This window comes from Halosimplex pelagicum (assembly GCF_013415905.1).
GTDB classification, from domain to species: Archaea; Halobacteriota; Halobacteria; order Halobacteriales; family Haloarculaceae; genus Halosimplex; species Halosimplex pelagicum.
The window spans coordinates 1316248-1327908 of the sequence record NZ_CP058909.1; the positions used below are offsets into that span (position 1 = coordinate 1316248).

Here is an 11661-nt window from a genome sequence, read left to right on the forward strand (position 1 = left end):
TGGTATCGAGATTCGACCCACTACCCAGACATCGTGTGGTACCTTTTGCTTTGAGACGACTCACTCAGCGATGAGTTCCCCGGGTGAGGGGATCTCCTCGACATCTCGATTCAACACCTCGAGAACTTCCGTGGCCTGGAATTCACGGTACCGCTCCTGGCCAGTCTGTTCCTCGAGCAGCCCATCGGCCTCGAGTCGGTTGACTGCGTTGTTCGCGGCCGGATTGGACATCTCGATCAACTCCGCTGCCCGTGAGACGGTGAAGATTGGCTCGACGAAAATGGCGTCGACGAGTGCACGGACCGAGGGCGGGGCGTCGCTGTATCGATCCCGGTACGCTGTTCGCAGCCGGAGGAGGAGCTTCGCACGGCTAAACGCTTCGTCTGCTTGCTCTCTGATCCCGTTCAGGAAGAACTCAAGCCAGGCATTCCAGTCTCCCTCCTCGTTGACGGCCAGGAGGAGGTCGGTGTACTCGTCTCGGTTGCGCCTGATATACGAACTGAGGTAAAACAGCGGATGAACGAGGATGTCCGATGCGATTAGCATCAAGACGATGAGTAGACGGCCGACGCGTCCGTTGCCATCGGCGAACGGGTGGACGGTCTCGAGTTGGTAGTGCAACATTCCGATATCGACGAGATCCGGATACTCACCGCCGGACTGCATATACTCCTCGAAATTTCCCATCTTCGAACGAGCGGCGCTCGCCTTCGGTGGGACGAATCGGATGCTCTTCCCAAATCCACTCTCGTTGTCCTCCTCGATCCAAACGTACCCCGTACGGAATTCTCCCGGACGGGGATTGTCGTCCGCACGGCCAGATTCCATGAGCGACTCGTGGAGCGATTTGACGAGGGTGAGAGAGAGGTTCTCTCGGCTTCGTCCCTCCCGGGCTAAAGTGTTGGTAGCGCTCCGCAATGCCTCCGCATAGTTTCGGGCTTCCCTGACATCCTTGGAATCGGACCCTGACCGTAACATATCCGAGACAGTCACCTGCGTTCCTTCGACCTGAGACGACTGTTCAGCTTCCTTGTAGACGAACAGCCCAAATGCGGTGTCGGGATCGTCGATCTCACTCCAGAACCCGTCGAGCCGGCCGAGAGAGTGCATCGCTCGGCCGTTTGCCTCAATCACTGCCGGGGACAGATCTATCGACGGAGGCAGATCATCCGGCAGGTAGAACTTCGATGCGGGAAGGGATGCGCTGGAATCAGTGGACAGGTACTTTCCCGGTGCTGGTGAATCGATGAGGTACCCATCTTTCATTAGCAGTGGTTCTCTGGATGTAAGTAAAGGTTTTTCGCATATCGTTTAGCTAGATCGCGAGATTCCCCGCTTAGTAAACGCAAGGCCAGAGGGGTTTCACTGAAGACTCTATTCATTCGATGTGACATCCTCCGCGCCGTAAACGGCGCGGCTTCCCGGCATGGGAATACCAGCTACGTTTCGCTGTTGCTGGCAGAGGGTTCCGACCCGTGGAAGGCCGAGAGAGTCATTTGCGAGTGTTTTTCGCTCGTCTCACGGTGGGTCGTGGTGCTGTCACAGGCACTCCCATCCCGAGGTGAGTCATTACCTGCCGGTTTCAGCGGCACGCTCTCTCCCCACGGGTCAGCCCGTTGTGCAACGTTGATTGCGCCGTTTATATCGCCCTGAAACGCCGTGATGTGGCACTCGTCGTTAGTACACCGGAACGTGGCTTGTGCGGCTCTGTTTCCGATGTGGCCGCACTCGTGGCACGTCTGGCTGGTGTACTCCGGTCGGACGTACTTGATCGGGATACCGGCCTCTCGCGCTTTGTCCTCGACGCGGTTCTGTAACCGAGCGAACGCCCACGCATGGAGTCGCCGGTTCATGTACGCGCCGTAGTCCAATTCTTCGCGGATGTACGTCAGATTCTCCATCACCAGAACCGGTTTCTCGAATTGCCGGGCGTACTCCACGGCCTGCCGAGACGCCTTCTCGACAATATCGGTGAGCGCGTTCTGGTAGTGGTCGAATCGCTCGTCCATCCGCCACTTAGCGGCGTCACGCTCTTGGAGTCGTTTCAGGGTGGTGTGCATCTCCTTGCGAAGGTGCTTCGCACGGCTCCCGTCACACACGAACGGGCCAGTTGGTGAACCGTCCTTGAGGGCACAGCCCGTTATCAGGGCGGTTTCACCAATGTCCAGACCGATGTGCGTCACGTCGTCGCCGTCTGTCGCGTAATCAGGTTCTTCGATCGGAAACTCGACAGTGACGTGTAGCGTCCACGATGTACGATTCCGTTGCAGCCGGAGTTGGCCTGCCGAAGCGTCCCCGTCCACGAGGGCGTGCCACAGACCCTCTTGTTCGGGGTTGATGCGAAGCGGTATCCAGAAATTCGTTCCGCGACCGGGTTGTGGTGCCCACCACGTAAACTCGTAGTCACGCGCCGCCGAGTGGTCAAACTCGGCGGCTTGATTGGTGAGGCGAACCGGGTGTTCGTCGTCCAACTCCTGTGCGTCGTAGGTGTCGTACAGTTGTGGAACGTAGTTGCACAGAGCCGCTTTCGCCTGATACGGCAGGTCGTAGGGCGTCACCACATCACTGGTTGCGCTCATCGTGTCACACCCAGTGTCGAACGCCTCGTGTAGCCCCTCCCGGTAGGTTTCGAGCAGGTCACACAGTTTCCGCTCCTTGTGTGCTGTCGGCGGCGCGAGGGTCGCTTCGAGCGTCTTAGTCGTCGTTTCCATCCGTCTCTAACCCTTGTTCAATTAGCTCGCGGTAGGCACGCGGATGGCGGATGCCATTCTCACGAGCGTACTCTTTGACTCGCTCGTGTAGGTCGCCACCGCGCTCCATATCTATCTCTGTTCGCACAAGAATTTGTACGTTTCTGCCCTATTAAATACTTACGTTGGGTATTCAGTCAGGCAACAGTCACGGAGATTGTGGCACGGAGCGTACGCGATTCACTCCCGCCCTGCTCAGTCCTCGGTTCCAACAGAGCGTCGGAACACTCGTCCTTCGCGGGAAGGGCGGGATTCTCTCGCTGTATCAAGATAGTCGATAAAAATCCCCAATTCACGAGAATTCGATTTCAAATTCGTTCTTCTTAGTTCGGTGCTTCGAGATAGGGTTCGAGCGCGTTAACGATGGTCTGGACGAACGATTCTTCGAGTCGGCCCTGCCGTCGAACGATCGCGGCGTGTTTCGGCGATGCCACCGCCCACGGTGAGGCGTAACTCTGCTGGGGCATCCCACCCTCGATCCAGTCGGCGTCGTCGTCAGCGTGACCGTCATGTGCTACTCGTCGCCGAACGGGTGGCTATCGTTGTTCAGGATCAGCCACGGGCGCGGATTTTCATCTGACTTGAACGGATCCGGCCCCAGACGACATCCCTCGTTGGTAGCTCATCCGGTATCCGCGTCGTCGACGGCGTGTTCCAGCCACTCGTCCATATCTTCCTCACCGAAGCGGTCGTTTGCGGTGCGTGTGCTCTCAACCAGGCTCGTGTAGGCGGCCACCTCGTCTGCTTCTCCGATTGCCCAGTAACTGTCGGAAGATGGAGCTCCTGCGCTTTCCGTATCGCGGTTGACCGCAGCCAAATCTGTTCAGGTGGTGATGTATTCGACCAACTGGCTCGCCACATCCTCAGTTCGCTCGTCGACGAGCGAGGTCAGGTAGTGGTCGACATCCGCAGCACTGGTCAGCGTCGCGAGCGACCACGGGAGGACGTGGCTTCGTTCTCCAAGTGGGTCGCCCTCGTAGTCGTCGTCTTGGAGCGTGAGTGATTCCTCGTGATAGGTCTTCGTGGAAATCAAGACAGTGATAAGTTGCACCCCGTGGTTCGGGAACTGCGGGGTTCCCAGCACGAGCATCGGGCGACCCTTCTCCGAGAGTGGATCGCTCGCCCAGATGATGTCGCCGCGTGCTAACTCCTCGAACGCAGTCACTGTACCTGCTCCATCTCGTCAGTCCGAAGCTTCTCGAGACGCTCTGTGCCGTACTGGTCGTCCGCAGTCTCGTGGTGTCGGTGGAGTTGGTAGGCCGATTGGAGCCGTTCCTCGTCGTCTGTGATCGCCCAGTACGGGCGCTTGTGTCGGACGAGACCGCGTTCTTTTAATCGCGAGAGGATCGCACTGACAGCGTCTGTCTCCAGTTCGAGTCGGTCGGCGACCGTTGCTGCCTTCCACGCTCGGTCGTCGTGGTCGTCAAGGAACTGCACGATCCGCTCGGTGTCAGTTCGCTCCTCGAATTCGTCGGGATCGGCGTCCTCGAACTCGTCGATATCGATGGTGCCGCCGGACATAGAGTGGTGTTGGTGGTGTTGAAACATAGCTATTTGGACTGTTTGGTTCGTTGGGTTGCGTCTCACCTAATTCGAGGTGGAGGCCCCGCCCTCAAGGAGCGTCGGGCTTCCGGCCCCGGCGGAAGCACAAGCGAGTAGGGTGGGGAGGAAACCGACCCGGTACTAATCAGCCGCCGGACTGTGGCCTGCTAACTCCCAATCATTAAGTAACCACGACTAGACATATGAACCATCGTGGAGTACCGTCGAACCGCCGTTATCAAGCTCGACACGCCCGAAGGCGCGGATACGCACCTGCGGGAGACTGTCGAGCAATTCAAATACTGTGCCAACACCGCGAGCGAGTGGTGCTGGCACGGCGACGACGGCTACCACGTCACATCCAAGGCGAAGGCCGACGATGCGCTGTACGACCAACTCCGTGAGGACACGGAGTTGACCGCGAATCTCGTCCAGAAAGGGATTCATCAGGCTGTCGAAGCCATCAAAAGCTGTGTCGAACGGCTCAAAAACGACCAAGATACGTCCCGTCCGACGTTCTCGGCAGATACCGCTATCTACGACAAGCGAAGTGCCACGTTCCACCGTGACCGCGTGTCGCTGTCAACGCCGGACGGCCGAATCGAGTGTGACTATATTCTGCCCGACGATGCCGACCTACCGCCGACGAAGTACGTCGCCAACGAGGACTACGAGTTTCGGCGGGCAACACTGCATCGACGCGACGGCGACTGGTATCTCCATGCGTCGATGCTCAAAGAGGACGACGACACCGACACCACGACCGAGCACAGAACAGTCCTCGGTGTGGACCTCGGTGTGAACCAGCTCGCAGTCGCTTCGACCGGACAGTTCTGGTCGGCAGACGAGTTCAACCACTGGAAACGCGAGTACGAGAACCGGCGTGGCGACCTCCAACAGTGCGGAACGCGAGCGGCACACGAGGCGATAGCAGGCGTCGAGCGCAAAGAGGACGGACGCTTCGAGATGTTCCTGCATCGTGTCGCCAACGAGATCGTCGCCGAAGCCGCCGAACACGACTGTTCGCATATCGTGTTCGAGGATTTGACCGACATCCGTGAGAGCGTCCCACAGACGTCGTGGCACCATCTCTGGGCATTCCGTCGGCTCTACGAGTATGTCGCCTACAAAGCCAGAGAGCAGGGTGTCGAAGCCGTCCAAGTAGATCCACGGAACACCTCGAAGCGATGTTCGACCTGTGGGTTTACCCACGACGACAACCGCAACGGCGAGGACTTCGAGTGTCAGGACTGTGGCTACCAGAACCACGCCGACTACAACGCTTCCAAGAACATCGGCCTGCAGTATCTCCGGCGTCGGCAAAACGCAGACGACGGAGGCGCACCCGTAGACGTGCGCTTGAATCGCGGGACGCTGACCGTGAGTGGAGCGTACAATCTTCCCGCCACATCTGAGGCGTAGAACGGGAGTCCACGCGAAAGCCCTCCCCGCAACGAGCGAGCGGGGCCATTGCCCCCGAGCGAAGTAGGGGGGGTAGTTTACTTGGCCTCCGCGTCGGTGTCGCGGGCCGCTGTCCAGCCGCGGTGGAAGACAGCGAGCTGCAAGTGCGAGTCGAAGGCAGTGCCGCTCGGGTCGTGAACGAACACGCAGTTCTCGGGAACGAGTGTGACGATGTCCGCGTCGACGAGCTCGTCAACTAGGCGACGGGCCGTCGCGTCGTCAATGTCCGCCGTCGCAACGCTTTCGACATCGTGGTCTTGGGCAAGCAATTCGGTCTCGAGCTGTTCGTGGTCGACACTTGTGTCGTCGAAGGGATCTGGACCTGCCATGGTGAATCACGCGGCGCGCGCTGTCGCGCGCTGCACGCCTTCTGGCGCGGACAAACAAGTCGTGCTGTACGGGTCAATCCGGACGTAGGTCGCGATAGCCGATGACGGCGACGGTGTTGATGAACAGGATGTCCTTCTGCGAGATTCGTGTTGGCGGGCTCTACTCAAAACTGAGGTCGTGGCTGCGCGCGCAGCGACGACTGGAAGCGAGCACGGAGCGGAGGGTGGGGAGGCGGGGTCGGGCCGGTCCGGCACCGAATAAAAAACGAGAGTGGTCCCTCTGCCTTACTCGTCCCACCACCGTCCGCGATCCGGGAATTCAACCTTGGACCAGCCCGTGACGGCTACCGAGACGCGGCCCTCGTACCAGCTCTTCTCGACCTCGCGCAGTCGCACCGTCTGGCCTTCTTCGACCCACGGTTGGTCACTCTTCTCCCAGATGGTGAACTTCGTCCGCCCCGAGTCGTCTTCGATCAGCCCCACTTGACACACTGCCGGGCTCTGGGCATCCCACAACTGCACGACCGTTCCTTCGATGTCAACCGTCGACCGTGGCACCTCCTCGAGCGTCTCGATCGGGACAGCCACTCCGGGTGAGGCGTGCAACTCCTCTTTGACCAGCAACGCCGCGTTCAGCATATCCACGCCTTCGGCGACCTTCTGTGCGAGCCGATACGCCGCCCCCGCCCTGGAACGCTCGTCCAGTTCCTCCGCGATCTGCGCTGCGCGCTCGTTCACTTCTGCCAACTGCTCCTGGCTCAACCTGGTCCGTGGATCTTCAGGGAGCTCTTCCGTCGCATAGCGCGTCTGTGACCCGACTACCTCACGCGTCCGCTCTTCTCGGTCTGAGGACTGCCGTCTATCCAGCCGCTGGCGTGTGCTTCGAATTTCGTCTTCCCGCGCTCTGAACTTCTCTTCGCCTTCCAGCGTCATGCCTTCCGGCCTGGCCTCCGGGTGATTCGTATCGACCTTCCCCTGTATCTCCTGGTCGACCGACCGCCGTAGTTCCGGCTGCTCGTCGACCACCGCCTCGTCGTCCGTATTGTATTCAGGATGCGTTTCGACCGAAACTTCATTACCGAATCGCGTTTCACTAGACATTGGAGCTTCACCAAGTTCCGAAGGCGCTCACGCGCCGCCACCGTGATGCTGCTACATCGCGGTTTTCCGACGACACGTCCGACGAGACACAACTGCGCGCGCTCGCTCGCGCCTTCGTTCGCGCCCCTCGGGCGCGACGAGCGCGCGCTTTCGAGGACCCACCAGCCAGCACCGCGCGCCGACCCGCCCGGAGCGCGCGTCCAGCGGAGTCCCCGTTTCGCCCGCGACCGCAACGACGTCCGTCGCGGGGCGGAGCGTCCCGGAAGCCTCCGGAAGTCCGGGACCGAAACGGGAGACCCGCTGGCGCGAAGGCACATGCACTTTAGCCCGGTACGGGCGCTCGCGGTGCGGAGAGCGCCCGCACGCCCGGAATGGTCAGTCGCGAGCGACGCTCCGGGCGCGAAGCGGCGAGCGGGGCGGGCCGGAACGAAGTACAGAGTACAGCCAAACTGTCACGCGTGCTGGAGACCACCGAACAAGCGATCTCGAGATCAGTGCGATTCAAGCGGGATCGCCCAGGTTACATCATTGACACTGGGTCCTGACAGCAAGATTTATTCGTCACAACCGCCAATTTCCTTCTAAGAGGAATCAGATGTCTAAATCAATCGACTCTCTGAGTGAGGTTGTCCGGGCTGCTGAAGAGGTGACTGAAGAGTCGATTGAGGGTCCTGTCGTCTCGGCCATTCACGCCAGCCTAGATGATTCCGATCGCGCACGGATTCTGGATCTCTACGACGAAGGAGCCATCGCCGAGCAGACCGCTCGCCAGCTCCTTGGAGACGAAGATTTTGAAGACGCTGTCGAGATGGCACGTGGCGCCGATACGATGCTCTCAGGCGATACAAGCCGTTTTATGACCGAATAGCTGTTTAATCCAGAGCTCACTTCGAAGTAAAGACGAGGAGGGACTGCTATCCATCGAATCATTGCAGATACTGACGCATTAATCGCATATGCACGATTGGATTGCTGGCCAGCAATTCGGGAAAATCTGGGTATCACGACGACGACAACCTGCTATCGGGAGTTGAAGCTGCACTCACAGGGAACTGATAGCTTTGATGCGGGGAATCAACAAAGAGCTGATGCCGCACAGCGAGTTTTAGACACACTTGATGCCGACGAGAGCCCGCTTGACTACGAATTCTGTGGATCGATTCAGGAGGAAGGAGAGTGGAGCGTCGCTGAGATGGTGAAGCAGAATTTGGATACTATCGAGATCATCCTCATGATGGATCGCGGCGACACTGAAATGGCAGATGGTGGCCGATCCTACGTTCGTCGCCAACTCGATCTCAAGGATGCCGGGGTCGCCATGCCGTCTCTCGGGGTTCCGATCGGCCTTCTGGCCCAACAAGGGATCCTCTCGGAAGATGAGGCTTGCGTCAATATCAATGAGATCGCCGAACGGGAGGGGTGGACCAGTCGTAACGCCCTAAAACGAATCTGGGAGGGTGTCCCGCTTGACTGCGATCAGGAACCAGAGTTCATCGAGTAATCGAGAATCGGCCATCTCAGCACAGTTGCACATGGCCAAGAGTCGAGAGTGGGTTCTGAACCAGAGTCAAACGATCGGTTCGATGGCGATATGGTTGTGCTTGAGGCGAGGAGCCTTCGCGCGACCTTCCTCGACGTACTCAATGATATCGAGACGGGCGAGCTTCTGAAGATCGCGGCTGACAACCCCCTTGTCGTAGCCTAAATCGTCAGCGAGAGCACGAACCGAGTCGGGCTCATTCTCTTGCAGGTAATCGAGCAGATCGAGGCGACGATCGTGGAAGACATCCTCGGCGCGTTCCCGGGCGAGGACGAGTGTGTCCGGGAAGCCGTGCTGCGTGAGCGTTTCCGAAAACGCAGCACGGTACTCCAGGCGGTCATCGATATTTGCCTCCTCGCTCTGGAACTCGTTCGGATCAGACACCGAGGATGGCGGCTCTTCGAATTCAGACATATTCAATACTTCCTTACCGTTGTTAGAACTGCAACAGATAAGAGCGTTTCGATGCCACGAATAGCTGGCGTTTTAGGCGATATTCTATCATCGATAAGACGAACCGGAAAATTTATGTTATTGGGGATACGTTATATGGGTAGGAGCATCTCTGCTACGCCGGCCGGCGCTCTACCCACCTACTGTCTGAGTAGCGGCCTTCTGTACCGTGAAATGACTAGGCCCCTGACCACCACCTTCGTGGACTGAAAGGGCGAGGCCTTCCATTGGACCCCTGTCGCCGTCCACAGATCGCCGATTACTACCCGTCTCTGATTCCAGTCCAGCACCGCTCACTCAGTACCTGCAAATATCCCGCAACCCGTCACTCAGTCTCGAGTGCTGCGTAGATATCCCCGTGGCGGCGTCCGTCAAGCGCTCCCATCTCGAGGGCAATTTCGTGGCGTTCGGCGTCGCTCTCAGCGGCCTGATACCGCTCGTACAGCTGGCGGACCTCGTCGTCAACGGCCGTTGATGAATCGGTGCTGGACGCCATCGTTCTACCAGAGATACTCGGTGTGTCCCTTTATTAGTTGCGACGAGCACATGCGCGGAAGTAGATGACTGCAGTGTCTATGTCGACAGCGGCTTCGTCAGTTGCGAAGCGATGCAAGAGGGCTCGAATTTCATCACCGTAGTCGAACGTGTATCCGTTCAGCATGTAGAAGACGACCACCGTACGGAGTGCTGTCCGCTTGTTTCCATCGACGAACGGATGCTCCGCAACGAGCAATCGCATCAGATGGATCGCTTTTTCGTGGATCGTCTCGGGTACCTCTCCGAAGAATCCCGCTGAGATGTACTGCAGCGCGGATCGAATCGCGTCCTCCGACCGAACGCCTGGTTCCGTAATGTCGCCCTCTTCCACGATCTGTTCGTGGAGATCCAGGACGAGTTCGGCAGAGGGATACGCGATGTCGTCAGTCACACGCCGGGGGTTCTCACGCTGTCCGTTAATCGCTTCCGCAACCATCGTCCTCAGTTTGTTTCGGTGTCGACAGCAGATGAGGGCCGAGGATACGCAGAGCACACTCGGCTGGGAAGGTTCAAGTGCGAGACCACGCATGGAGTTTGGGGTGTAGTGCTGTCCTGGCTGACTGAGGCGAGGTTCGTTCCGGGAACCGCGTGGGATTTCCATTGTGGCCCACCTGTTCTCTGTAGACCGCTAATCCTCTCCCAGCAGAAACGAACCGCTAGGCCCGACCTCGAGACGTGATCGAAAAATGTCGTTTCGGGAAGTACCCACACCCATTCAGCGATCGTGCAGCCGGATCGTCAGCTCGGACTCGTCGATCTGCACCTGATATCGCTCGATCGAAAACGAGACACTCGCGTGTTCGCTGTCCCGAACGAGCTGATTGAGTGCATCAGGATCGATGTGGTCGGAAAGCCGTGGCTCGACGAGCGCCGCAGGGCTGCAATTCTTGATGGTCGCGAGCGCGGCGACGATCGCGTGACTTGGCGGCGTCTCGGTACAGTCGTACTGGCGCTGGAGCGCGACCCGAGACGTAACAGATCCGTCCATCTTGTGACAACACAACGACGGCAACCACGGTAGCCCTTCGGTTGGCTATAGCCCACTCGACCGCGAGTACTGACCCCGAACCCGAGGACTGCGCCGGGAGTGGGACCCCGCCGCGCTACCGTGCCTTCTGTAACAAACCAACTGCTGAGAGAGTCATCTGTTACATAAGACACGAGATCCCATCCGTACGAACCCCGGATCAACTCGCTGTCGGGCCAACACAGCACCACATCACCCTCAGGTAGTGCCGGTACCATTTTGTATGAGAACTGGAATTACCTCTCTATGGAACGTGGGATGCGATGTCACTAGCCGAGATCCGGCGACCGACGAATCGCCGCGAACGGTACCGCTTCATGGCGCTGGCCGCGAGCAAGCCGTTCGCAGTCGGGGCGATTCTCGTTCCTCTACTCCTCCCCGTGGTGGGCTATCTCTCGGGCAATTACCGAGCTATGTTCACCGTCCACCTGTTCCTCGGTGCCTTCTGGTTCGGGACCGCGGTGCTCGGGGCGGTCGTCCTCGGGCCCGTCATGGGCAGTCTCTCCGAGGAGGCAAACGCCGAGTTCGCCGAGGGGTTCGTCCCAAGGATGAACCTGCTGATGGAGCCGGTCTCGGTCGGCGTCGTCGGCTCCGGCATCGGCCTCGCTGATATGATGGGCCTGTGGGCGTCCCCGACGCCGTCGCTGTGGGCGGCGCTCGCACTCGCGGTTGCGCTGCTCGTCCTCGGGTTCGGCCCGCTGCACACGTTCACGGCGGGGATGTTCGACGAGATCGCCGCCGAAGACACCGACCACGAGCGCCTCGCCAGCCTGAACAAGAAGTACGGCATGCTAAGCATGGTCGAACTGCTGCTCATGATCGCCATCGTCGCCACCATGTCCGGCCTGCGCTGGGGATTCTGACCGCGACGTTGGTACTGCCGCCTCCGTTCGATTCGTGCGTCTAGTGGTACCGCTCACC

General features: G+C 59.2%; 15 protein-coding genes. 4 read left to right on the top strand and 11 right to left on the bottom strand.

The genetic code is table 11. From position 1 onward, the window contains the following. Nucleotides 1-60: 60 nt before the first annotated feature. The 5 genes from HZS54_RS06610 to HZS54_RS06635 all read right to left on the bottom strand — a co-directional run bounded on the left by HZS54_RS06610 (nt 61) and on the right by HZS54_RS06635 (nt 4271). On the bottom strand, nt 61-1266 hold the full coding sequence (locus tag HZS54_RS06610; RefSeq protein ID WP_179921192.1) for a Fic family protein: 1206 nt from the start codon (nt 1264-1266) through the stop codon (nt 61-63). 173 nt (nt 1267-1439) lie between these two features. After that, nucleotides 1440-2711: an RNA-guided endonuclease TnpB family protein gene (locus HZS54_RS06615; protein ID WP_179921194.1), complete on the bottom strand. Its 1272-nt coding sequence runs from the start codon at nt 2709-2711 to the stop codon at nt 1440-1442. A 362-nt stretch (nt 2712-3073) separates the two neighbouring features. Continuing rightward, nucleotides 3074-3217, bottom strand: a complete 144-nt coding sequence (locus HZS54_RS26035) for a hypothetical protein (protein WP_218927125.1) — start codon at nt 3215-3217, stop codon at nt 3074-3076. 356 nt (nt 3218-3573) lie between these two features. Next, nucleotides 3574-3915 carry a type II toxin-antitoxin system PemK/MazF family toxin gene (locus HZS54_RS06630; RefSeq protein WP_179921196.1) on the bottom strand — a complete coding sequence of 114 codons (342 nt, stop codon included), beginning with the start codon at nt 3913-3915 and terminating at the stop codon, nt 3574-3576. Next, complete coding sequence (locus HZS54_RS06635; RefSeq protein ID WP_179921198.1) at nt 3912-4271, bottom strand: MarR family transcriptional regulator; 360 nt, start codon at nt 4269-4271, stop codon at nt 3912-3914. The genes HZS54_RS06630 and HZS54_RS06635 overlap by 4 nt, the downstream gene beginning before the upstream one ends. Before the next feature lie 234 nt (nt 4272-4505). On the opposite strand from HZS54_RS06635, the gene HZS54_RS06640 reads away from it, so the two are divergent. Next, nucleotides 4506-5714, top strand: a complete 1209-nt coding sequence (locus HZS54_RS06640; protein WP_179921200.1) for an RNA-guided endonuclease InsQ/TnpB family protein — start codon at nt 4506-4508, stop codon at nt 5712-5714. A gap of 77 nt (nt 5715-5791) precedes the next feature. Here the strand turns inward: HZS54_RS06640 and HZS54_RS06645 are convergent, their stop codons facing one another. Both HZS54_RS06645 and HZS54_RS06650 read right to left on the bottom strand, forming a co-directional pair. Further along, nucleotides 5792-6082 carry a DUF8069 family protein gene (locus HZS54_RS06645; RefSeq protein ID WP_179921202.1) on the bottom strand — a complete coding sequence of 97 codons (291 nt, stop codon included), beginning with the start codon at nt 6080-6082 and terminating at the stop codon, nt 5792-5794. A 285-nt stretch (nt 6083-6367) separates the two neighbouring features. Next, nucleotides 6368-7183 carry a DNA-binding protein gene (locus HZS54_RS06650; protein WP_179921204.1) on the bottom strand — a complete coding sequence of 272 codons (816 nt, stop codon included), beginning with the start codon at nt 7181-7183 and terminating at the stop codon, nt 6368-6370. A gap of 595 nt (nt 7184-7778) precedes the next feature. Here HZS54_RS06650 and HZS54_RS06655 point away from each other — a divergent pair. After that, the gene (locus tag HZS54_RS06655) at nt 7779-8051 is read left to right on the top strand and encodes a hypothetical protein (RefSeq protein WP_179921207.1); all 273 of its coding nucleotides are present in this window, start codon (nt 7779-7781) and stop codon (nt 8049-8051) included. 60 nt (nt 8052-8111) lie between these two features. Further along, on the top strand, nt 8112-8684 hold the full coding sequence (locus HZS54_RS06660) for a hypothetical protein (RefSeq protein ID WP_484496842.1): 573 nt from the start codon (nt 8112-8114) through the stop codon (nt 8682-8684). A gap of 66 nt (nt 8685-8750) precedes the next feature. Here the strand turns inward: HZS54_RS06660 and HZS54_RS06665 are convergent, their stop codons facing one another. The 4 genes from HZS54_RS06665 to HZS54_RS06680 all read right to left on the bottom strand — a co-directional run bounded on the left by HZS54_RS06665 (nt 8751) and on the right by HZS54_RS06680 (nt 10701). After that, a complete protein-coding gene (locus tag HZS54_RS06665; protein WP_179921211.1) occupies nt 8751-9137 on the bottom strand; it encodes an HVO_A0114 family putative DNA-binding protein in 387 nt (128 codons plus the stop codon). Nucleotides 9138-9501: 364 nt separating this feature from the next. Beyond that, a complete protein-coding gene (locus HZS54_RS06670) occupies nt 9502-9672 on the bottom strand; it encodes a hypothetical protein (protein WP_179921213.1) in 171 nt (56 codons plus the stop codon). Between the two features lie 33 nt (nt 9673-9705). Next, a complete protein-coding gene (locus HZS54_RS06675) occupies nt 9706-10104 on the bottom strand; it encodes a type II toxin-antitoxin system death-on-curing family toxin (protein ID WP_179921215.1) in 399 nt (132 codons plus the stop codon). Nucleotides 10105-10428: 324 nt separating this feature from the next. Next, on the bottom strand, nt 10429-10701 hold the full coding sequence (locus HZS54_RS06680; protein ID WP_179921217.1) for a HalOD1 output domain-containing protein: 273 nt from the start codon (nt 10699-10701) through the stop codon (nt 10429-10431). A 302-nt stretch (nt 10702-11003) separates the two neighbouring features. Here HZS54_RS06680 and HZS54_RS06685 point away from each other — a divergent pair, with 302 nt between their 5' ends. Further along, nucleotides 11004-11603, top strand: a complete 600-nt coding sequence (locus HZS54_RS06685) for a hypothetical protein (RefSeq protein WP_179921219.1) — start codon at nt 11004-11006, stop codon at nt 11601-11603. The last annotated feature ends 58 nt before the right edge of the window (nt 11604-11661 follow it).